Source organism: Bradyrhizobium sp. SZCCHNR1098 (assembly GCF_032489375.1).
Classification (GTDB): Bacteria; Pseudomonadota; Alphaproteobacteria; order Rhizobiales; family Xanthobacteraceae; genus Bradyrhizobium.
The window spans coordinates 487,083-509,064 of the sequence record NZ_JAUEXY010000001.1; the positions used below are offsets into that span (position 1 = coordinate 487,083).

19 protein-coding genes are annotated in these 21,982 nt (G+C 66.9%); 9 read left to right on the forward strand and 10 right to left on the reverse strand.

Translation table 11 applies throughout. The annotated features are described in order from the left end of the window. Nucleotides 1-115 precede the first annotated feature (115 nt). From hslU to hslV, 3 genes are read right to left on the reverse strand one after another with little or no spacing between them, the layout of a single operon-like run. The gene (hslU, locus tag QX135_RS02210; RefSeq protein WP_315740425.1) at nucleotides 116-1,420 is read right to left on the reverse strand and encodes an ATP-dependent protease ATPase subunit HslU; all 1,305 of its coding nucleotides are present in this window, start codon (nucleotides 1,418-1,420) and stop codon (nucleotides 116-118) included. Between the two features lie 51 nt (nucleotides 1,421-1,471). After that, nucleotides 1,472-2,071: a DUF2585 domain-containing protein gene (locus tag QX135_RS02215; RefSeq protein ID WP_316180691.1), complete on the reverse strand. Its 600-nt coding sequence runs from the start codon at nucleotides 2,069-2,071 to the stop codon at nucleotides 1,472-1,474. 3 nt (nucleotides 2,072-2,074) lie between these two features. Beyond that, nucleotides 2,075-2,635 (reverse strand): ATP-dependent protease subunit HslV, encoded by a 561-nt coding sequence (gene hslV, locus QX135_RS02220; RefSeq protein WP_315778162.1) that lies wholly within the window; start codon nucleotides 2,633-2,635, stop codon nucleotides 2,075-2,077. Nucleotides 2,636-2,830: 195 nt separating this feature from the next. Here hslV and hisB point away from each other — a divergent pair, with 195 nt between their 5' ends. The 7 genes from hisB (at nucleotide 2,831) to coaA (ending at nucleotide 7,596) form a co-directional block, all read left to right on the forward strand. Beyond that, nucleotides 2,831-3,424 (forward strand): imidazoleglycerol-phosphate dehydratase HisB, encoded by a 594-nt coding sequence (hisB, locus tag QX135_RS02225; RefSeq protein WP_316180690.1) that lies wholly within the window; start codon nucleotides 2,831-2,833, stop codon nucleotides 3,422-3,424. Between the two features lie 25 nt (nucleotides 3,425-3,449). After that, complete coding sequence (locus tag QX135_RS02230) at nucleotides 3,450-3,974, forward strand: DUF2628 domain-containing protein (RefSeq protein ID WP_316180689.1); 525 nt, start codon at nucleotides 3,450-3,452, stop codon at nucleotides 3,972-3,974. Next, on the forward strand, nucleotides 3,971-4,621 hold the full coding sequence (gene hisH, locus QX135_RS02235) for an imidazole glycerol phosphate synthase subunit HisH (protein ID WP_315740430.1): 651 nt from the start codon (nucleotides 3,971-3,973) through the stop codon (nucleotides 4,619-4,621). Before QX135_RS02230 ends, hisH begins: the two co-directional genes overlap by 4 nt. 60 nt (nucleotides 4,622-4,681) lie before the next feature. After that, nucleotides 4,682-5,416 (forward strand): 1-(5-phosphoribosyl)-5-[(5-phosphoribosylamino)methylideneamino]imidazole-4-carboxamide isomerase, encoded by a 735-nt coding sequence (hisA, locus tag QX135_RS02240; RefSeq protein ID WP_316180687.1) that lies wholly within the window; start codon nucleotides 4,682-4,684, stop codon nucleotides 5,414-5,416. 11 nt (nucleotides 5,417-5,427) lie between these two features. Continuing rightward, entirely contained in the window at nucleotides 5,428-6,204 is a 777-nt protein-coding gene (hisF, locus tag QX135_RS02245) for an imidazole glycerol phosphate synthase subunit HisF (RefSeq protein ID WP_315740432.1), read from the forward strand. Between the two features lie 78 nt (nucleotides 6,205-6,282). Next, the gene (locus QX135_RS02250; protein ID WP_257167618.1) at nucleotides 6,283-6,606 is read left to right on the forward strand and encodes a phosphoribosyl-ATP diphosphatase; all 324 of its coding nucleotides are present in this window, start codon (nucleotides 6,283-6,285) and stop codon (nucleotides 6,604-6,606) included. A 33-nt stretch (nucleotides 6,607-6,639) separates the two neighbouring features. Continuing rightward, entirely contained in the window at nucleotides 6,640-7,596 is a 957-nt protein-coding gene (gene coaA / locus QX135_RS02255; protein ID WP_315740433.1) for a type I pantothenate kinase, read from the forward strand. A gap of 48 nt (nucleotides 7,597-7,644) precedes the next feature. Here the strand turns inward: coaA and QX135_RS02260 are convergent, their stop codons facing one another. From QX135_RS02260 to QX135_RS02270, 3 genes are all read right to left on the reverse strand, one after another. After that, nucleotides 7,645-9,885 (reverse strand): PAS domain-containing hybrid sensor histidine kinase/response regulator, encoded by a 2,241-nt coding sequence (locus QX135_RS02260; RefSeq protein ID WP_316233921.1) that lies wholly within the window; start codon nucleotides 9,883-9,885, stop codon nucleotides 7,645-7,647. 127 nt (nucleotides 9,886-10,012) lie between these two features. After that, entirely contained in the window at nucleotides 10,013-10,240 is a 228-nt protein-coding gene (locus QX135_RS02265; protein WP_315740435.1) for a hypothetical protein, read from the reverse strand. A 102-nt stretch (nucleotides 10,241-10,342) separates the two neighbouring features. After that, complete coding sequence (locus tag QX135_RS02270; protein ID WP_316180683.1) at nucleotides 10,343-11,881, reverse strand: YifB family Mg chelatase-like AAA ATPase; 1,539 nt, start codon at nucleotides 11,879-11,881, stop codon at nucleotides 10,343-10,345. Nucleotides 11,882-12,110: 229 nt separating this feature from the next. On the opposite strand from QX135_RS02270, the gene QX135_RS02275 reads away from it, so the two are divergent. Then, nucleotides 12,111-13,181 (forward strand): DUF2336 domain-containing protein, encoded by a 1,071-nt coding sequence (locus tag QX135_RS02275; protein ID WP_316180681.1) that lies wholly within the window; start codon nucleotides 12,111-12,113, stop codon nucleotides 13,179-13,181. A gap of 19 nt (nucleotides 13,182-13,200) precedes the next feature. Here the strand turns inward: QX135_RS02275 and QX135_RS02280 are convergent, their stop codons facing one another. The 4 genes from QX135_RS02280 to QX135_RS02295 form a co-directional block, all read right to left on the reverse strand. Beyond that, on the reverse strand, nucleotides 13,201-13,962 hold the full coding sequence (locus tag QX135_RS02280; RefSeq protein ID WP_315778169.1) for an outer membrane lipoprotein carrier protein LolA: 762 nt from the start codon (nucleotides 13,960-13,962) through the stop codon (nucleotides 13,201-13,203). A gap of 195 nt (nucleotides 13,963-14,157) precedes the next feature. Next, nucleotides 14,158-16,635 (reverse strand): DNA translocase FtsK, encoded by a 2,478-nt coding sequence (locus QX135_RS02285; RefSeq protein ID WP_316233922.1) that lies wholly within the window; start codon nucleotides 16,633-16,635, stop codon nucleotides 14,158-14,160. Nucleotides 16,636-16,646: 11 nt separating this feature from the next. Beyond that, nucleotides 16,647-17,861 carry an aminotransferase class I/II-fold pyridoxal phosphate-dependent enzyme gene (locus tag QX135_RS02290; protein WP_316233923.1) on the reverse strand — a complete coding sequence of 405 codons (1,215 nt, stop codon included), beginning with the start codon at nucleotides 17,859-17,861 and terminating at the stop codon, nucleotides 16,647-16,649. Nucleotides 17,862-18,536: 675 nt separating this feature from the next. Next, nucleotides 18,537-18,725: a hypothetical protein gene (locus QX135_RS02295; protein ID WP_315716967.1), complete on the reverse strand. Its 189-nt coding sequence runs from the start codon at nucleotides 18,723-18,725 to the stop codon at nucleotides 18,537-18,539. Between QX135_RS02295 and bamA the strand changes: the two genes are divergently transcribed. Beyond that, the gene (bamA, locus tag QX135_RS02300) at nucleotides 18,676-21,177 is read left to right on the forward strand and encodes an outer membrane protein assembly factor BamA (RefSeq protein WP_316233924.1); all 2,502 of its coding nucleotides are present in this window, start codon (nucleotides 18,676-18,678) and stop codon (nucleotides 21,175-21,177) included. The two genes, QX135_RS02295 and bamA, sit on opposite strands and share 50 nt — an antisense overlap. Nucleotides 21,178-21,982: the final 805 nt, after the last annotated feature.

Here is a 21,982-nt window from a genome sequence, read left to right on the forward strand (position 1 = left end):
GCCGTCATCTTGAGTCACGATCAGCTTTGGTGGTTATGGGTCCCCGCGTTCGCGGGGACGACAGCGGAGTGCGACGTTACGCCGGCGCGAAGGCTGTCGCGACAAAGCGCAGCCTCTACAAAATGAACCGGCTGAGATCAGTGTTCTTGGCGAGATCGCCAATGTGCTGCTGCACGAAGGCGGCGTCGACCCGCATGGTCTCGCCGCTGCGGTCGGAGGCCGTGAAGGAGATGTCGTCGAGGACGCGCTCCATCACGGTCTGCAGCCGACGCGCGCCGATGTTCTCGACCGTGGAGTTGACCGCGACCGCGATGTCGGCGAGCGCGTCGATCGCATCGTCGGTGATGTCGAGCGTCACGCCCTCGGTCTTCATCAGCGCGACATATTGCTTGATCAGCGACGCCTCCGGCTCGGTCAGGATGCGGCGCATGTCGTCGCGCGTCAGCGCCTGCAGCTCGACGCGGATCGGCAGCCGGCCCTGCAACTCCGGCAAGAGGTCCGATGGCTTGGCGATGTGGAACGCGCCCGACGCGATGAACAGGATGTGATCGGTCTTCACAGCGCCATGCTTGGTCGAGACCGTGGTGCCCTCGATCAGCGGCAGCAGGTCGCGCTGCACGCCCTCGCGGGAGACGTCGCCGCCTGCGCGGTTCTCGCGCACACAGATCTTGTCGATCTCGTCGAGGAACACGATGCCGTTGTTCTCGACCACGCTGATCGCCTCCTGCACCAGCTGGTCGCTGTCGAGCAGCTTGTCGGACTCTTCCGCGATCAGGATGTCGTGCGAGGCTTCGACCGTGACGCGCCGCGTCTTGGTGCGGCCGCCGAGTTTGCCGAAGATGTCGCCGATGGAGATCGCGCCCATCTGCGCCCCCGGCATGCCCGGGATCTCGAACATCGGAAGGCCACCGCCGGACGACTGCGTCTCGATCTCGATCTCCTTGTCGTTCAGCTCGCCGGCGCGCAGCTTGCGGCGGAACGAGTCGCGGGTGGCGGCGCTGGAGCTGGCGCCGACCAGCGCATCGAGCACGCGCTCCTCGGCGGCAAGCTGGGCCCGGGCGGCGACGTCCTTGCGCTTGCGCTCGCGCACCTGGACGATCGCGACCTCGACGAGATCGCGGATGATCTGCTCGACGTCACGGCCGACATAGCCGACCTCGGTGAACTTGGTCGCCTCGACCTTCAGGAACGGCGCGCCCGCGAGCTTGGCCAGCCGCCGCGCGATCTCGGTCTTGCCGACGCCGGTCGGCCCGATCATCAGGATGTTCTTCGGCAGCACCTCCTCGCGCAGGCCTGCATCGAGCTGCAACCGGCGCCAGCGGTTGCGCAACGCAATGGACACCGCCCGCTTGGCGTCGGCCTGGCCGACGATGTAGCGGTCGAGTTCGGAGACGATTTCGCGGGGTGAAAAGTCTGTCATGAGGCTCTAGCTAGGGTCGGACGGGGATGAGGGCAAGCCGGATTTCCGCCGTCACAGGAGCGGAGGTCCGGCCTGCCACTGCCGGATCGCCTCGGTTGGATAGATCAGCATCAAGATGTTCAGGGTCAGGTTGTCACGGATGTGCAGGCCCACCCCGATCTCGAGCGCGACTGCAATCACGACGGTCAGCCAGAACGGCAGCACCCGCGCCAGCAGGAAGCCGGTCATCATCGCCAGCGTATCGCCGACGGAGTTCACGATGCTGTCGCCGAAATAGTCCAGCGAGATCGTGGCGGCACGATAGCGCTCGATGATGAAGCTGGAGTTCTCGACCAGCTCCCAGGCGCCCTCGATCAGCATCGCCAGGATCAGCCGCCCCTGCCAGGGCAGCCGCGGCACCACCAGCATGGTCAGCGCATAGAACAAGAAGCCGTGAATGATGTGGGAGAACGTGTACCAGTCGGTGAGATGCTGGGAGTTCTCCGAGCTCTGCACCACGCCATGCCACAGCTTGACGGTGCCGCAGGCGCAGATCGGCAGCCGGCCCATCGCGAACAACAGTGCGGCCTGCAGCGCCAGCAGACCGAGCACCGGGATGAGCCAGGGTCCGGACGACCGCCGGGACGGGGCGCCGATCTCGTCCGCGGTCATGGTCTACTCGGCCGACAATGCTTCGATGGTGATGTTGCGGTTGGTGTAGACGCAGATGTCGGCGGCGATGTCGAGCGAGCGGCGGACGATGCTCTCGGCGTCCTTGTCGGTGTCGATCAGCGCACGCGCCGCCGCAAGCGCATAGTTGCCGCCGGAGCCGATCGCCATCACGCCGGACTCCGGTTCCAGGACGTCGCCCGTCCCGGTCAGCACCAGCGAGACCTCCTTGTCGGCCACGATCATCATGGCTTCGAGCCGCCGCAGATAGCGGTCGGTGCGCCAGTCCTTGGCGAGTTCGACCGCCGCCCGGGTCAGCTGCCCCGGATATTGCTCGAGCTTGCTCTCCAGCCGCTCGAACAGGGTGAAGGCGTCGGCGGTGGCCCCGGCGAAGCCGCCGATGACGTCGCCCTTGCCGAGCTTGCGCACCTTCTTGGCATTGGACTTGATCACGGTCTGGCCGATCGAGACCTGGCCGTCGCCACCGATCACCACCCTGCCCCCCTTGCGGACGGTCAGAATCGTGGTGCCGTGCCAGACGGTGGGCTCGTTCGAGGATGCGTGCATGGGGGATCCCTGGTTGATGCCCTGATTTAGGCGCTCAGGCGTCGGGATACAATTACCGGGTCCCTGCCCTGCCCGACCCGGTCTTGAAATCCGCTCACCATGGCCCGAGATCAGGCGTACGGGGCGCTATCCCGCAGTAGCTAAGCCGACATCCGCCTGATAAAAGGGCCGCGTTTTCAAGGGAAAGCTGACCCCATGCGTAGCGCGACCATCAAGCGCAAGACCAAAGAGACCGACATCGAGGTGTCCGTGAACCTCGACGGCACCGGCGTCGTGAACATCGCGACCGGTATCGGCTTCTTCGATCACATGCTGGATCTGCTTGCCCGGCATTCCCGCATCGACATGACCGTCAAGGCGGTCGGCGACCTGCATATCGACTTTCACCACACCACCGAGGATGTCGGCATCGCGCTCGGCCAAGCGGTGCGGCAGGCGCTCGGCGACATGGCCGGCATCACCCGCTATGCCTCGGTCCACATGCCGATGGACGAGACCTTGACGCGCGTCGTGATCGACGTGTCGGGCCGGCCGATGCTGGTGTTCCGCACGACCTTCGCGCGCGACAAGATCGGCGAGTTCGACACAGAGCTGGTGCGCGAGTGGTTCAATGCGTTTGCCATGAACGCCGGCATCACCTTGCACGTCGAGACGCTGTACGGCGAGAACGCCCATCATATCGCCGAATCCTGCTTCAAGGGTCTGGCGCGGGCGCTGCGGACAGCGCTTTCGATCGATCCGCGCAATCAGGGCGAAGTGCCATCCACCAAGGGTCAGCTCGGCGGCTGACCTCCCCGTCCAAGGGATTATCGACATGCCCGTCTATACGGTTCACGCTCCCCTGGCCGCCGGGGTCGATCTGCGTTCGACCGATCGCTTCGTCTTCATCCGCGACGGCTTCCATTTCTGGGCCGCGGTGCTCGGCGCCGTCTGGCTGGCCTGGCATCGCCTCTGGCTTGCGATGCTCGTCTGGGCCGTGCTGATGATCGCGCTCGACGTGATCCTGGTGCGCGTCGGCGTCAACGGCGGTGCGATTGCCGGCATCGATCTGTTGTTCGCGATCCTGCTCGGGCTCGAAGCCTCCAGCCTGAAGCGCTGGAGCTACTCGCGCGGCAGTTGGCGCCAGCTCGACGTCGTCGTCGCCGATGATCTCGATGCCGCCGAGCGCCGCTTCTTCGAGCGCTGGGCCGCCCGGCGCAGCACGCTCGGCTACGACAATCATACCGTCGATCGCGGCGCGGCGCCGCCGACGCGCGACAACGGCAATGGCCTGCACCCGCCGCCGCTGCCGCACGCCAGCATCATTGGCTTGTTTCCCGAACCCGGAGGTGGACGATGAGTGTTGCAATCATCGATTACGGCTCCGGCAATCTGCATTCCGCCGCCAAGGCGTTCGAGCGCGCCGCGCGCGGCATGGCGGATCCGCAGAAGGTCGTCGTCACGCGTGATCCCGACACCGTGTATCGCGCCGACCGCATCGTGCTGCCCGGCGTCGGCGCCTTCGCCGACTGCCGCCGCGGCCTCGACTCCGTCAACGGCATGCTGGAGGCGATGACCGAAGCCGTCCGCCACAAGGCGCGGCCGTTCTTCGGCATCTGCGTCGGCATGCAATTGATGGCAACGCGCGGCAAGGAGCATGTCACCACCGACGGCTTCGACTGGATCGCCGGCGACGTCGAGAAGATCGCCCCTCGTGACGAGAGCCTGAAGATCCCGCACATGGGCTGGAACACGCTCGACCTGGTGCAGGAGCATCCGGTCCTGGAGCGGCTGCCGCTCGGGCCGAAGGGCTTGCACGCCTATTTCGTGCACTCCTATCACTTGAATGCGGTCAACGAGAACGACGTGCTGGCGCGCGCCGATTACGGCGGTCCGATCACGGCGATCGTCGGCAAGGACACCGCGATCGGCACCCAATTCCATCCCGAGAAGAGCCAGCGTTTCGGTCTCGCCCTCATTTCCAACTTCCTGAAATGGAAGCCGTGAGCGCTGTCGTCCTGTTCGCCGCAAGAGGCGGGCAGGGCGCGCTCTTGAAAGACAACTGATATGATCCTGTTTCCCGCCATCGATCTGAAGAACGGCCAGTGCGTGCGCCTGGAGCAGGGCGACATGGCGCGCGCCACCGTGTTCAACCTCGATCCCGCCGCGCAGGCCAAGAGCTTCGCCGACCAGGGCTTTGAATATCTCCACGTCGTCGACCTCGACGGTGCCTTCGCCGGCAAGCCTGTCAATGCGCAGGCCGTCGAGAAGATGCTGGAGGTCGTCAAGATGCCGGTGCAGCTCGGCGGCGGCATCCGCGATCTCAGGACGGTCGAGGCCTGGCTCGGCAAGGGCATCGCCCGCATCATCATCGGCACCGCCGCGGTGCGCGATCCCGAGCTGGTGAAGACCGCAGCCAAAGCCTTTCCCGGCCGCGTCGCCGTCGGCCTCGATGCCCGCGACGGCAAGGTCGCGGTCGAAGGCTGGGCGGAGACGTCCGAGGTCACCGCGCTCGACATCGCCAAACGCTTCGAGGACGCCGGCGTCGCCGCGATCATCTTCACCGACATCGCGCGCGACGGCCTGCTCAAGGGCCTCAACCTCGACGCCACGATCGCGCTCGGCGACGCCATCTCGATTCCCGTGATCGCCTCCGGCGGCCTTGCCTCTATCGAGGACGTCAGGGCGATGCTGACACCGCGTGCGAAAAAGCTCGAAGGCGCCATCGCCGGCCGCGCGCTCTATGACGGTCGGCTCGACCCGGCAGAGGCGCTGGCGCTGATCCGCGCGGCGCGCGCGTAGGAGAGAACAGGATGTTCAAAGTCCGTGTCATTCCCTGCCTCGACGTCAAGGACGGGCGGGTCGTCAAGGGTGTCAACTTCGTCAATCTGCGCGACGCCGGCGATCCGGTCGAGGCCGCGATCGCCTACGACGCCGCCGGCGCCGACGAGCTCTGCTTCCTCGACATCACCGCCACCCACGAGAACCGCGGCATCATGCTGGACGTCGTCCGGCGCACGGCGGAGGCCTGCTTCATGCCGGTCACGGTCGGCGGCGGCGTGCGCACCATCGACGACATCAAGACCTTGCTGCGGTCCGGCGCCGACAAGGTCTCGATCAATTCGGCCGCGGTGAGCAGGCGGGAATTCGTCAAGGAGGCGGCCGAGAAGTTCGGCGAGCAGTGCATCGTGGTCGCGATCGACGCCAAGTCCGTGTCGCGGCCTGGCGGCGGCAGCCGCTGGGAGATCTTCACCCATGGCGGACGCAAATCGACCGGCATCGACGCGCTGGAATACGCCCAGGAGGTGGTCGCGCTCGGTGCCGGCGAGATCCTGCTGACGTCGATGGACCGCGACGGAACGCGCCAGGGCTTTGACCTGCCGCTGACCCGGGCGGTCGCCGACAGCGTCCCGGTGCCGGTGATCGCATCTGGCGGCGTCGGCAATCTCGACCATCTGGTCGACGGCATCCGCGAGGGCCGCGCGACTGCGGTTCTGGCCGCCTCGATCTTCCATTTCGGGGAATTTACCATCCGGCAGGCCAAGGAGCACATGGCGCGCCAGGGCCTGCCGATGCGGCTCGATCCCTGACGACATTGCGCCGCAAAAATGTTAGATGAACGCTGGTCCGGCCGCCGTGGTTCGGGCAGGCGTTCCGAGTACCGGCTGATGTCCCGTTTCACGCTTCACGATCTCGCTGCCATCATCGACGCGCGCGCCGCGGCGGGCGGCGAGGCGTCGTATACGCGCAAGCTGCTCGACAAGGGCCCGGCGCAATGCGCCAAGAAGATGGGCGAGGAGGCGGTCGAGACGGTCATCGCCGCTGTTGGCACCGACCGCGAGCATCTGATCTCCGAAAGCGCCGATCTGCTGTTTCATCTGTTGGTGTTGTTGAAGTCGCGCGACGTCCGGCTCGAGGAGGTCGAGGCGGCGCTCGGCAAGCGCACCGGTCAGTCGGGGCTGGAAGAAAAGGCGTCGCGCAAGACGGAGTAGGGCGCGTCGGCCGGGGAAACGAAGGGCAGCGTCATGGATATGCGCACCACCGAACAACAATATAATCCGTACCGCGTCTTCACCCGCGAGCAATGGGCCGAGCTGCGCAACGACACGCCGATGACCTTGGAGCCCGGCGAGTTCTCCAAGCTGCGTTCGATGCACGATCGCCTCGATCTCAAGGAGGTCGAGGACATCTATCTGCCGTTGTCGCGACTGCTGTCGATGTATGTCGACGCGGCGCAGCGGCTGTACTACGCGCAGCGCCAGTTCCTCGGCATCCGCGACCGCAAGATGCCCTACATCATCGGCGTTGCCGGCTCGGTGTCGGTCGGCAAGTCCACCACCGCGCGCGTGCTGCAGGCCCTGCTGGCGCGCTGGTCGCCGCGGCCGAAGGTCGATCTCATCACCACCGACGGTTTCCTCTATCCGAACGCGGTCCTGGAGCGGCAGGGCCTGATGCAGAAGAAGGGCTTTCCGGAAAGCTACGACCTGCCGCGGCTGCTCGGCTTCCTCTCCGACATCAAGGCCGGCCGGCATCAGGTGCGCGCGCCGGTCTACTCGCATCTTACCTACGACATCGTCCCCCATCAGTGGGTCGAGATCGACCAGCCGGACATCCTCATCGTCGAAGGCGTCAACGTGCTGCAGACCGGGCCGCTGCCGCGCGACGGCAAGGCCGTGCCGGTCGTCTCCGACTTCTTCGACTTCTCGGTTTATATCGATGCCGACGAGGCGATCCTGCGCAAATGGTACGTCAAGCGCTTCCTGTCGCTGCGCGACACTGCGTTCCATGATCCCCGGTCCTACTTTAACCGCTACGCGCTGCTGTCGGACGAGGAGGCCATCGCCACTGCGATCGCCATCTGGGAGCGCACCAACCTGGCCAATCTCGAGGACAACATCCTGCCGACAAGGCCGCGCGCGACGCTGATCCTGAAGAAGGGCGCGGACCACGAGGTCGAGACGGTGGCGCTCAGGCGGTTGTGAGCGTGGCCCGCGAGCGTAGCGCTGAACTGATCCGCTCCAACTAATTACTTACGCCGCCACCTGTCGCGCCGCCGCCAGATTCGCCAGCGCCTCGTCCAGCTTGTCGCGATCGATCGGCTTGACCAGGAAGCCATCCATGCCGGCCTCGAAGCAGGCGTAGCGGTCCTCGACCAGGGCATTGGCCGTGAGCGCCAGGATCGGCGTGCGCCGGCCCGGCTCGCTGGCCTCGATGGCGCGGATGCGCTTGGCGGCGGCAATGCCGTCGAGCTTAGGCATCTGCACATCCATCAGGATCAGATCATAGGGCGCGCCGGCCGAGCGCGCCGCGAGCCAGGAGTCCAGCGCGGCTTCGCCATGCACGGCGATGTCGGCGTGGTGGCCGAGCTTGGTCAGCAGCGAGCGCATCAGCAGCGCATTGATGTCGTTGTCCTCGGCGACGAGGATGGACCGGCTCCCGCCGGCCTGAACCGCAATCGGCGGCGCGATCGTCGGGATTGGATCGTCAGCGAGTGCCGGGACCGTTCCATCGGTGTCGAAGCTCACGCGCGCGGCGAGCGAGGCGGCCCGCAGCGGCTTGACCAGATAGCCGTTGAACGGCGCCGCTGGGGTCAGCTCGTGGCGGCTCGCCGGCGTGACCAGCACGATCAGCCGTGTCGTGTGATGTTGCGCGGCCCCGCCCAGACGGAGCGACGCGTCGCTGCCGATGGCGTCGTCGACCAGCACGGCGTGCCAGGCGCGTTCGGGCAGCAAGGCTTCCGCCACCTCGGCCTCGGCGACCAGGCACGTCTGCGCGCCCCAGTTCTGCAGGCGCCGTTCGATCAGCTCGGCCTGCAGCCCGGCCGGCGCGACCAGCATGACCGACTGTCCCGCGAGGTCGGGGCCGCGGAAGCTGTTCTGCTCGCCGCGCTCCAGCGCCGGCGGCAGCGGCACCGACACCTCGAAGGTCGAGCCGGCGCCGAGCTGGCTCTGCAGCGCGATGCGGCCGCCCATGCGTTTGACGATCCGGTCGGAGATCGCCAGGCCAAGTCCGGTGCCGCCGAAGCTGCGCGCGACGCTGTCATCGGCCTGCTCGAATTCGCGGAAGATGCGCTCCTGGGCGTCGGCTGCGATGCCGATGCCGGTATCGCGCACCTGGAAGCTGATCTCGTTCGGCCAGATCCCGGGCTCGGCGATCAGCGCGACGCCGCCCGAAGCCGTGAACTTGATGGCGTTGCCGGCGAGGTTGAGCAGCACCTGGCGCAGCCGCGCGGCGTCGCCGGTCACCCAGGTCGGCAGCCGCTCGTCGAGATAGGCCGCGATCTCCAATTGCTTGGCCTGCGCCCGCGGCGCCAGCAGCTCGGTGATCTCCTCGATCAGCGTCGCCAGCGAGAATGGCTGCGCCTCGAGTGCGAGCTTGCCGGCCTCGATCTTGGAATAGTCGAGCAGCTCGTCGATCAGCGACATCAAGGCTTCACCCGAGGTGCGAACCGCCTTGGCGTAGGTGGTCTGCTCCGGCGTCAGCTGCGTCTCGAGCAACAGGCCGCTCATGCCGAGGATGCCGTTCAGCGGTGTGCGGATCTCGTGGCTCGCCATCGCCAGGAAACGCGACTTGGCGCGGTTCGCGGCATTGGCCTGGTCGCGCGCCTCCGCCAGCGCGCGCTCGGTCTCGGTGCGGTCGGTGACGTCGCGGCCGACACATTGCAGCACGGCGGGCTGGCCGGCGTCGGAACGCACCAGTGCCTCGCGCCACGCGATCCAGCGCGGCCCGACCGCGCTCTCGATGCGCTGGTCGTGGACGCGCGTGCCGTTCGGCTCCAGCGCGCTGTCGCCCTGCTCGATCAGCTCGAAGGTGAACGCGCTGCCGAGCAGCTTGTCGCGATCGAGGCCGGCCATCCGGCAATAGGCGTCGTTGACGAAGATGATGCTGCCGTCGCGCGCGCGCATGACGATGAGGTCGCCCTGCTGCTCGAACAGATTGCGGGCGCGCTGCTCGGCTTCCTGCAGCTCCCAGTTCCGGTCGGCCAGCACCTCGTTGTGGAGCGCAATCTTGTGCATCTTCCTGGCGACGAAGCGCAGCCGCATGCTGAGCGTGGCCAGGCCGACGCAGGCGAGCGCGAACAGGAAGCTGGCTCCGATCGCGAACGTGTGTGGGTTATAGCCGGAGTTGTCGGAGATGCTGGCCTTGATGAAGCCGTACGCGCCGCCGAAGCCAGCGGAGAAGATCATCAGCGAGCGCAGGATCGCGAAGATGGTGCGGTGACGGCGCATGAACCGGCGCAGGCGTAGCCTGACGTGAAAAATCGGTCCCATCTCGATCACCCCCGACGATTTCGATCCCAATGTCATGGCCGGCCCGCACCATGCGGCGTCGGTATTGCTGAGACTTTGAAAGGTCGTGCACGCGCGATTCTGCCGTGCAGAGATGGTGAACCGGGCGTTAGCCCGGCTCACAGAACCGGATCGGTCGGTGATGAGGCGTGGTTGCGCGCGCGGGATCATCGGTGAAGTCGACATGGAGATCGGCGTGAAAGGGCGCGGAGCCGAGCGAGACGCTGTCGGCACCGACGGCAATGCAGGGCTGCGGGGAGGGCGCCAATTCGAGTCTGGCGATGACCGCCGCCGCGATCAGCGGCACGGCCAAAACGAGGACCTTGAAACGCAACATGATACGCACCGACGCGGAAGGCCTGATGACGGAACGCGGGCCCTATGGTTGTCGGAGCGTAAAGAGAAGTCGTTACCAGAGTGTTGAGGGGGAGGGGCGCCTTTACGCCGCATGGCGATTGTCCTCCGCCAGCGCGCGATACGACAGCGCCTCGGCCAGATGCAGCCGGCCGATGGTCTCGGCATGGTCGAGATCGGCGAGCGTCCGCGCCACGCGCAGCACGCGGTGATAGCCGCGGGCTGACAGCCGCATCGTCTCGGCGGCCTCGCGCAGCAGCTTCTGGCCGGGCGCATCGAGCCTGGCGATCTCGTCGAGCACGGCGGCCGGCGCCTCGGCGTTGGTCCGGATGTGCGGCAGGCCGGCTTTGGCATAGCGGGCGCGCTGCAGGTCGCGCGCGGCCGCGACGCGGGCCGCGACCTCCTTTGAGCCTTCCTTGGACGGCGGCAGGATGAGGTCCGCGGCGGTGACGGCGGGCACCTCGATGCGCAGATCGATGCGGTCCATCAGCGGGCCCGAGATGCGCATCTGGTAGTCCGCCGTGCAGCGGTCGATGCGGCCGCGTTTGCAGGCGTAGCCGGGCTCGAAGGCATTGCCGCAGCGGCACGGATTCATCGCCGCCACCAGCATGAAGCGGGCGGGGTAGGTGACGCGGTGGTTGGCGCGCGAGATCGAGACCTCGCCATTCTCCAGCGGCTGGCGCAGCGAATCCAGCACGCGCGGATCGAACTCCGGCAGCTCGTCGAGGAACAGCACGCCCTGATGCGCCAGCGAGATCTCGCCGGGGCGGGCGCGCAGGCCGCCGCCGGTTAGCGCCGCCATGCTGGCGGAATGATGCGGGCTGCGGAACGGCCGGCGCGACGTCAGCGCCCCACCCTCGATCTCGCCGGCGACCGAGGCGATCATCGAGACTTCCAAGAGCTCTGCCGGCGACAGCGGCGGCAGGATCGAGGGCAGCCGCGCCGCCAGCATCGACTTGCCGGCGCCGGGCGAGCCGATCATCAGCAGATGATGCCCGCCGGCGGCGGCGATCTCGAGCGCGCGCTTGCCGCTCTCCTGGCCCTTGATGTCGCGCAGGTCGAGCAGGCTGGCGGGCGCCTCCTGAATCCTGGGTTGCGGCCGCGACAGCACCTGCGTGCCCTTGAAATGATTGGCGATCTGGATCAGCGACGTCGCCGCGATGATCTGCAAATCGGGGCTCGCCCATGCCGCCTCGGCGCCGCAGGCGGCCGGGCAGATCAATCCTTCCTCGCGCGCATTGGCGCCGATGGCCGCGGGCAGCACGCCGGCGACTGGCGCGATCGAGCCGTCGAGGCCGAGCTCGCCCAGCACGGTGAAGCCGCCGAGGGCATCCGGCGGAATGGCGCCGATCGCGGCCATCAGCCCCAGCGCGATCGGCAGGTCGTAATGGCTGCCTTCCTTGGGCACGTCTGCCGGCGCGAGGTTCACGGTGATGCGCCGCGCCGGCAGCGCCAGGCCCGAGGCGATCAGCGCCGAGCGCACCCGCTCGCGCGCTTCCGACACCGCCTTGTCCGGCAGGCCGACGATCGCGAAGGCCGGCAGACCGGGCGCGACTTGGACCTGCACGTCGACCGCGCGGGCCTCGATCCCCTCGAAGGCGACGGTGGAAACGCGCTGGACCATGATGCCCCTCCCAGCGACCAAGCTAGCGGAAGCAGGGATTGTTCGCAAGAACGATACAGGAACATCGTCGTTGCCGCGCTCTGCCGCAATCCATTAACGACAGCCGCGCGGGTTGCAGCTCCGTCCGCCGGGCTTAACGCCCCTTTAGTCCGGCCTTCGCATTCTTCCTCAATTGATGATCGACCCGCGCCTCCGTCACGGCCAAGAGGCGCCCAACGAGGGACGTGCGATGCCTCCAGCGCCTGCGGCAGCTCCGACCGCCAAGACGCCCGCCGGTGATGCGCGGACGGTGTCCGAGCTCGCCACCGACATGCTGCGCCGGACCACCAGCCTGTTCCTGGCCGGTCCGCGGCCCGCATCGGACGAGCAGCTCGATCTCTACGACCAGATGTTCGCTCGGCTGATGCCGCAGGTCGCGACCGAGCTGCTGGCCGAGCTGAGCATGGCGCTCGCCGGCGTCGAGCGTGCGCCTTACGCCACCGCGCGGCTGCTCGCCGTTCACCCCGAATTGCGCGTCGCCGGGCCGATGCTGGCCAAGGCGGCGGTGCTGACCGAGCGCGACCTCGCCGAGTTCATCCGCACCGGCAGCCCGGCGCATCTCGTCGCGCTCGCCAGCCGACGCGGCATCGGCGACAATCTCACGACGCAGCTGATCGCGCGCGGCTTTCCGGCGGTGCGCATGGCGCTGGCACAGAACCTCTCCGCCCGGCTGTCCGAGGATGGCTATCGCAGCCTGTTCAAGATCGCCGAGCGCGACGAGGATCTCGCCGAAAAGCTCGCGCTGCGCACAGATCTGCCGGCCAAGCTGTCGCGGGCCTTCGTCGCCGCGGCGAGCGAGGGCGCCCGCGCCCGCTTCATCAAGGCCGCACCGCCGGCGACCCGCGCCACCCTGCAGGCGACGCCGACCCGCTCGCCCGGCGCGGCAATGCGCGCGATCTGGGATTATCAGCAGGTCAAGGCCGAGGTTGCCGCCCTCAGCCGCACCGGCAAGCTCGGCGACTCCGCCGTCAACCGCTTCTGCGCCACCGGCGATTTCCCTGCCGTGATCGCAGCGCTGGCGCTGCTCTGCGTCGTCACCATCGAGACGATCGAAGCGCTGCTGGAGGAGGATCGTCTCACGGATCTGCTGCTGGCCTGCAAGGCGGCGCGGCTGAGCTGGGCGACGACGTCGATGATCCTGCGCGGCCGGCCCGGCTGCGACGCGCTTCCGGCCGATGACCTCGAGGAGGCGCGCAAGCGCTTCGAGAAGCTTGCACTGTCCGAAGCGCAATGGAAGGTGCGCGGGCTCGAATCGCGCTGAGCGAGCGCGAGAGGCGGCGTCAGCCCGGCGGCGTGCTCGGATAGGCCGTGAAGTCGATCTTGAACATCGCCGGATCGAGCTTCTTGGTCGTATCGAGATTGTAGACGGCGATGGTGGTGTCGTAGCCCTGCGGATCGGTCACGGTCCACTGCTTGAGCTGGCCGTCCTTGACGCCGAGCATCAGCATCAGCCGGCTGGTGCCGATCAGAGCCTGCTTCTCCTCGATCGTGATCGTGACGTAGAGGTCGTCGGCCGCAACCGCGATCACGTTGGTGTCCTTGAGCAGGTCGATGCGGTCCGACAGCAGATAGCGCAGCGGCGTCTGCGACAGCGGATAGACGTCCTGGGTCGCGAGCTTGCGGTCGCGCACCACCAGCGAGGAGCCGTCGGCGATGATGTCGATCGGCGTCGGCGGCTCGTATTCGAAGCGGACCTTGCCCGGCTTCTGGATGTAGAAATCGCCCTTGGTCTTGCTGCCGTCCGGGCCGACCTGGACGAAGTTCCCGACCAGCGTCTGCAGCGACGACAGATAGGCGCTGACCTTGGCCGCCTGCGCCTTCTGGTTGGCGTCGAACGAGGTGAAGATGCTGGCCGGCACGTTGCGCCGGGGATCGGGAATGATCGGATTGGGCGGGGCGGTCTGGGTGGTCGAAGGGCTCTGGCCCGAGCGCTGCTGGTCGGAGGCGCTGAGCTGGGAGCCGCTCTTCGGGCCTGATTTCGGAGCCGGCGTGCCCTGCGCGGCGGCGTGACCGGACGCACCGGCGACAGAGCATGTCGTCACGGCGCAGGCGACCAGCCAGGCGCAGATCCGGCGCCCGCGCGAAGCTGCGTGATACGAAAACGTGCTGTTCAACAAGGAGCTTTTCAAAACGACGTCCTGAGTTTTACGCGTTCTATCCCGGATCGGGCGGGCAGCGTGATCGTAATCGCGTGAAGATCGGGCACCGAAGCGGCGTTTCTGCGGCCATCGGGGCCGTCAGAATCCGCCTTCCTCCTCGGGCACCAGGATCTCGCGCTTGCCGGCGTGGTTGGCCTGGCCGACGATGCCTTCCTGTTCCATCCGCTCCATCAGCGAAGCGGCCTTGTTATAGCCGATCTGCAGCCGGCGTTGAATGTAGCTGGTCGAGGCCTTGCGGTCGCGCTTGACCACGGCGACCGCCTGGGAGAACAGGTCGTCGCCGCCGCCACCGCCGCCCATGCCGGTGGCATCGAACACGGCGCCATCCTCCTCGCTCGGCTCCTCGGCGGTGACCGCCTCGAGATATTCCGGCGAGCCCTGTGCCTTCAGGTGCTTGACGACCTTCTCGACCTCCTCGTCGGAGCAGAACGGGCCGTGCACGCGGCTGATGCGGCCGCCGCCGGCCATGTAGAGCATGTCGCCCTGGCCGAGCAGCTGCTCGGCGCCCATCTCGCCGAGGATGGTGCGGCTGTCGATCTTGGACGTGACCTGGAAGGAGATGCGGGTCGGGAAGTTCGCCTTGATGGTGCCGGTGATGACGTCGACCGACGGGCGCTGCGTCGCCAGGATGACGTGCAGGCCGGCGGCGCGCGCCATCTGGGCGAGGCGCTGCACCGTGCCCTCGATGTCCTTGCCGGCGACCATCATCAGGTCGGCCATCTCGTCGACGATGATGACGATGTAGGGCAGGGGATCGAGGTCGAGCTTCTCCTCCTCGTAGATCGCCTTGCCGGTCTCCTTGTCGAAGCCGGTATGGACGGTGCGGGTCAGCTCCTCGCCCTTGGCGCGCGCTTCGCCGAGACGGGCATTGTAGCCGTCGATGTTGCGCACGCCGAGCTTGGCCATCTTCTTGTAGCGCTCCTCCATCTCGCGCACGGCCCATTTCAACGCGACGACGGCCTTCTTCGGATCGGTGACGACAGGCGTGAGGAGATGCGGAATGCCGTCATAGACCGACAGTTCGAGCATCTTCGGGTCGACCATGATCAGCCGGCACTGGTCCGGCCGGAGCCGGTAGACCAGGCTCAGGATCATGGTGTTGATGGCGACGGATTTGCCCGAGCCGGTGGTGCCGGCGATCAGCATGTGCGGGGTGCGGGCGAGATCGATGATGATGGATTCGCCGCCGATATTCTTGCCGAGGCACAGCGGCAGCTTGGCGACGCTCTCGGTGGCCTCCTTGGCGACGAGCAACTCGCGCAAATACACCTTCTCGCGGTGCGCGTTCGGCAGCTCGATGCCGATGGCATTGCGGCCGGGCACGACGGCGACGCGCGCAGACAGCGCGCTCATCGAGCGGGCGATGTCGTCGGCGAGGCCGATGACGCGCGACGATTTGATGCCCGGTGCCGGCTCCAGCTCGTACAGCGTGACGACCGGACCGGGATGCGCCTTGACGATCTCGCCGCGCACGCCGAAGTCCTGCAGCACGCCTTCCAGCGCGCGCGAATTGGCCTCCAGCTCGCTCTTCGACAGCGGCTGGCGGTCGGAGGATTTCGGCGCCGCCAGCATCGAGACCGAGGGCAGGTCGTATTTGTCGTTGGACTTGCGCGCCGGCGTCTTGGCCGCGGGCTTCTTGCGGGCGCGGGGAGCGGGCTCCTCTTCCTCCTCGTCGTCCTCGCCTTCGTCGGCCTCGTCCTCGTCGCCGCCGTGCTCGTCCATCTCGGGCGCGAGCGTCGGCTTGCCCTGGCCGCGGCCCAGGCTCGGCTCCTGCCGGCTTGCGGCGGCGGCGCGCGGCTGCGGGCCTGATGACACCAGTGCGCGGTAGGCCGTGCTCAGGAACCAGACGACCTGCGCCTTGGCGCTCATGATGGCGTGGAACACCCAGCCGAGCCGGATCGCCTTGCGGTCGTCGTCGTCCTCGGGGTCGGCCAGCGGCGTGTCATCGTCCTCCTCCGCGAGCAGGCTCGGATCGGCTTCCTTCGCGCCCATGCCGCCGGCTACCAGCAGGCAGCCGATCATCGCAACCAGAAGAAGGGCGCCGAGCACCAGCCGATAGATCATACCGGGCGGACCGAACACCACGGCCGGTGCGCGCAGCAGGGCGTCGCCGACCACGCCGCCGAGACCGGTCGGCAGCGGCCAAGCGTGCGAGCGCGGCCAGCAACTGGCAAGTCCGGCGGCGATGACGGCGCCGAGCACCCAGGCGCCGAAGCGCAGCGCCTCGCGATCGAACGGCCGGTGCGTCATCATGCGCCAGCCGCGGATCGCGATCGGCAGGATGACCATGATGGCGCCGAGGCCGAAGATCTGCATCAGGAGATCGGCGCCGATCGCGCCGGGATAGCCGACGATGTTGCGGATCGCGCGCGAGGTGGCGTGGCTCAGGCTCGGGTCCTGCACCGACCAGGTCATCAGCGCCGCCGCGGCGATGCCGGACAGGCCGATCAGCGCGAGGCCCGCGAGCTCGCGCAGCCGCCGCACCAGCGCGTCGCGCAGCGACGTCGGCAGGTGGTTGACCAGGGGAATGACTCGTTCGATCGCCGGCATCTGCATCAGCCCCGCGATTATCCCAGGACCTCGACCAGCCGGTGCAACGCCTCACCGGTGGAGTCGGCATCGGCCACCAGCGCCAGCCGGATATAGCCGGCGCCTGGATTGAAGCCGTCGGCTTGCGGCCGCGCCAGGTAGCTGCCGGGCACAACCCGCACGCCGGCGTCGCGATACAGCCGCAGCGTCACCTCCTCGTCGCCGCCGCGGTTCGCCACATCGAGCCAGACGCAGAAGCCGCCATCGGGCCGCCTGTAGCCATAACGGTTGCCGATGATCTGGTCGGCGAGGTCGAACTTGGCGCGGTACAGCCGCCGGTTGTCCTCGACATGTGCCTCGTCGCCATAGGCGGCCACCGCGACGTGCTGCAGCGGCACCGGCACCTGCGGCGCCGCGACGTTGCGCAGCTCGTGGAAGGCGGCGAGGAATTTGCGGTCGCCGGCGGCGAAGCCGATGCGCATGCCCGGCACGTTGGAGCGCTTCGACAGCGATTGGAACGCGACGACGTTGGCGTAGTCGGGGCCGGCATGCTCGAGCATGCTGCCGGGCGCCTGTCGCGTGTAGATCTCCGAATAGCACTCGTCGCTGAAGATCAGAAAGCCCCAGCGGTCGGCGAGCCGGACCAGCTTGCGCATGTAGTCCGGGCTGGCTACCGAGCCCTGCGGATTGGCGGGCGTGGCGAGATAGAACGCGACAGTGCGCGCCAAGGTCGCCTCGTCGATCGCATCGAGGTCGGGCAGGAAGCCGTTGTCGCGCGTGGTCGGCAGATAGATGGAGTCGCAGCCGGCGGTACGGGCGCCGACGCCATACACCGGATAGAACGGGTTCGGCATCAGGATCGCCGATCGTCCGCGGCGCGGGCCGACATGGCGGAGCGCGGCATGGGCGGCGAAGAACAGGCCCTCGCGGCTGCCGTTCAGGACGAGAACCTCGTGCTCGGGATCGATCGCGCGCGGCAGCGCGAATCGCCGCGCCAGCCAGCCGGCGGCCGCCTTGCGGAACGGCTCGATGCCCTTGGCGGCCGGGTAGCGGCCGAACTCGGCGATGTGCTGGGCCAATACAGGCCCGACGAAGTCCGGCACCGGATGCTGCGGCTCGCCAACGGCGAGCGTGATCATCGGCTTGCCCGGCTTGTAGGGGGCGAGCAGCTCGTTCAGCCGCGCAAACGGCGAGCGTTCGCTCTCCGAATGGCTGGCGCCAGCGGGCGCGGGGGATGAAGCGGTCATTGCCATACGTAAAACGCGCGCCAAACCAGTGGAAGCCGCCGATCGCCCATGAACCGGTGTGCCTTTGTGGTCACCATAGGTGGGGCGAGGTTAAGACGCGATTAACCATCGGCGCTGCTGCCCGTTTTGATCGGTTTTTCCGGCCCGATCCAGAGGCAATTTCGCAACAGCGGCGGACATTGTGGTGATTCGGGTGGGGCGGCGGGAACCGTAGGAGGGCAAGGGGACCGCCGAAGGCGGCGGCTTGCACACCGCCGAGCAGCGCATTCGCGGTCAGACCGTGGGCACGGCGCTGCCGCGACCTCGGATGGAGCCGCGGCACTACCACGCCGCTGCCCATCCTACGGGCCATCGGCTCGCGCGCGAGGGAAAAAGGGGCGGCCCGGTGCGCCGGAATATCAATGGGAATCTACGCGCACCGGGCCTTGGCCGAACTACTTGGGGGCTTAGTTCGGATGACGATCAATTAGCACCCTCGTTTTTCCCTCGTATTGCCAACTTCCGAAGATTTGTAGAATTTGATTTCGGAAGCCACCGAATGCGGCGCGGCCGGGCCGATTGCTTAACGGAGATGTCCGTCTCAGCCGTGGCTTTCTGGTCGCAGCGCGGGCGACGCACTTATTAGCTGCTCATGCCCTCTGCCGCTCGGTTGGCCCGAGAATCTTGTCTGACCGGAAACACTCAGTCACATCCAGCATCATCAGACATTTCACGAAACGAGATCGGCGCATCGCGACCATCTTTGACGGGCATCAGCGATTCCGGTGGCGTGCCGACGAACGTCTGCGCGCCGAGGACTCTGACTTTCGAAAGAGCGTCGATGATGCGTCTGAGACTGCCGGGCGTGCTTGCCCTGATGCTGCTGGCCATGCCCGTTTCCTCGCTGCCCCGCATGGCCGCGGCGGCACCCGCCGTCGCCAGCGCGATCACCGTCGAGGGTAACAGGCGCGTCGAATCCGACACCATCCGCTCCTATTTCAAGCCGGGTCCCACCGGCACGCTCGATGCCGGCCAGGTCGACGGCGGCCTCAAGGCCCTGGTCCAGACCGGCCTGTTCGCCGACGTGAAGATCGACCGGCAGGGCGGCCGGCTGATCGTGCGCGTGGTCGAGAATCCCGTGATCGGCCGCGTCGCCTTCGAGGGCAACAAGAAGGTCAAGGACGAGCAGCTCACGGCGGAAGTGCAATCGAAGCCGCGCGGGACGCTGTCCCGTCCGATGGTGCAGTCGGACGCGCAGCGCATCGCCGAGATCTACCGCCGCTCCGGCCGCTACGACGTCCGCGTCACGCCCGAGATCATCGAGCAGCCCAACAACCGCGTCGACCTCGTCTTCACCATCGAAGAGGGCGTCAAGACCGGTGTGAAATCGATCAGCTTCGTCGGCAACAACGCCTATTCCGCCGCGCGTCTGCGCGACGTCATCAAGACGCACGCAACGAACTGGCTCAGCTTCCTCGGCAACAACGACGTCTACGACCCCGATCGCGTCGAGGCCGATCGCGACCTGATCCGCCGCTTCTATCTGAAGAACGGCTATGCGGACATTCAGGTCGTCGCGGCGCTCAGCGAATATGACCCGGACCAGAAGGGCTTCCTGGTCACGTTCCAGATCGAGGAGGGCCAGCAATACCGCGTCAGCTCGGTGCAGTTCCAGTCGAGCGTCGCGGCGCTCGACGCCAACACGCTGCGCGGCTACTCGCGCGTCAATGTCGGCGCGCTCTACAACGTCGAGCAGCTCGAGAAATCGGTCGAGGAGATGCAGATCGAGGCCTCGCGTCGCGGCTTTGCCTTCGCCGTCGTGCGTCCGCGCGGCGACCGCAATCTGGAAGCGCATACGGTCGCGATCGTGTTCCAGGTCGACGAGGGCCCGCGCACCTATATCGAGCGCATCACCATCCGCGGCAACACCCGCACCCGCGACTACGTGATCCGGCGCGAGTTCGATCTCTCCGAGGGCGACGCCTACAACCGCGCGCTGGTCGACCGCGCCGAGCGCCGGCTGAAGAATCTGGACTTCTTCAAGGAGGTGAAGATCACCGCGGAGCCGGGGTCGTCGAGCGACCGCGTCATCCTCGTGGTCAATCTGGAGGAGAAGTCGACCGGCGACCTCTCCGTTTCCGGCGGCTATTCGACCACCGATGGCGCGCTGGGTGAGGTCTCGGTTTCGGAGCGCAACTTCCTCGGCCGCGGTCTGTACGCCAAGGCGTCCGTGAGCTACGGCCAATACAGCAGAGGCGTCTCGCTGTCCTTCGTCGAGCCCTATCTGCTCGACAACCGGATCGCGCTCGGCCTGGATGTCTACTACAAGCAGCAGCTGGCGAACAGCTATACGAGCTATGGCGTGACGACGATCGGCTTCAGCCCGCGGCTCGGCTTCCAGTTGCGCGAAGACCTCTCGCTCCAGCTGCGATACTCGCTCTATCGCCAGGAGATATCGCTGCCGTCCTACTATAAGAACTGCAACAACAATACCGCCAACAGCCTGCTCGCCTTCAACCCGACCCCGGCGTACATCAAGAGTGTGCTCGGCGGCGTCGATCCGACCAATTCGACCAGCTCGGGCTATTATGGCTGGGGCTGCTACGGCGATGGCGAGTCGAGCCTGCCGGTCCGCAAGGAGCTGAGCGACGGCGCCGCGCTGACCTCTGCGCTCGGCTACACGCTCAGCTACAACACGCTCGACAACAACAAGAACCCGACGGATGGTCTGCTGATCGACTGGAAGCAGGATTTCGCCGGCGTCGGCGGTAACGTCAGCTACCTCAAGTCGGCGGTCGATGCGAAATATTACTCGCCGCTGGTGGCCGACATCGTCGGCATCATCCATCTGCAGGGCGGCATGCTGAACAAGATCGGCGACAAGGATCTGCGGATGCTCGACCACTTCCAGATGGGACCGAGCCTGGTGCGCGGCTTCGCCTCGAACGGAATCGGGGCGCGCGACATCACCTATGCGAGCCTCGGCGCGACCGGCGACGCGCTTGGGGGCACCAAATATTGGGGCGCCTCGGCGGAGCTGCAGATGCCGTTCTGGTTCCTGCCGAAGGAAGTGGGCTTGAAGGGCGCCGTCTATGCCGATGCCGGTTCGCTGTGGGGCTATCAGGGCCCGACCTCCTGGGCGGCGACCGGCGAGGTCAACACCGCGACCTGCAAATGCGGCCTGCTGTACGATGACAGCAAGGTGGTGCGCTCCTCCGTCGGAGTCGGCCTGATCTGGGCCTCGCCCTTCGGCCCGCTCCGCTTCGACTACGCGGTGCCGCTGTCCAAGGGCAAATACGACACCGTCCAGGAGTTCAGGTTCGGCGGCGGCACGTCGTTCTGAGCGCGGATGAAGCAGGCTTGATTGATCTGCGAGCGTTGGAATCTCGCCTTGACGCCAGCGGCGGTGCGCTCCCCTCCCCCTTGCGGGGAGGGGTCGGGGGTGGGGGGCCACGAATCATGCTCGACATGAGAGTCAAAGCCCATGCCCTGATATCGGCGATAGCGCCGCTTGCTGTTCGCCCGGCATTCAAGCCACTGAAGTCAGCGCTCGCGGACCCCCACCCCCAACCCCTCCCCGCAAGGGGGAGGGGAGCCGACCGTCTGCGCGGCGCACAGTGCGGTCCACATGATCTCTGATCTGCTTGATCTCTCATGAGAGAGATCGCATCAGAGATGATCGCGTCGATCGAATGATGTTGTTCGCATCCCTCCCATGCGCAAATTGCCCGTCGAGCCAGTTTGTCGCACGCTGCCGACGTTGCATCGTCGGGCAAATCACCTGCACATTTCCGCACGTCCCTGCTGCCGCATGAGGGGCGTTTCGCGACCGTCACGAACCGTTGGCAGTGGGATGCGATGGGCGTGTGTTGCTGCAGCGTGGTCGCCACGCGGACGAACAGCGACACGCGCACGGTCAAGTCGCGCGGTCCTGATATCCCGATGCTGATATCAAGCGGGTGCTGATGCTAGCGTGTCGCGCTCGTGATGGTGGCCAGACAGCCCGGCGCACCAGGGAGAACGCGAAGCAGCCGTTAAAACCGTTGCGCGGGGAAGGCCGGGTGTTCTCGGCCAGACCTGTGGTACCTGCCGCCTGCATTTTCTTTCGCAGGCGGGCCACGGGCGCGGCCAGCGCCCGGCCTTCCCCG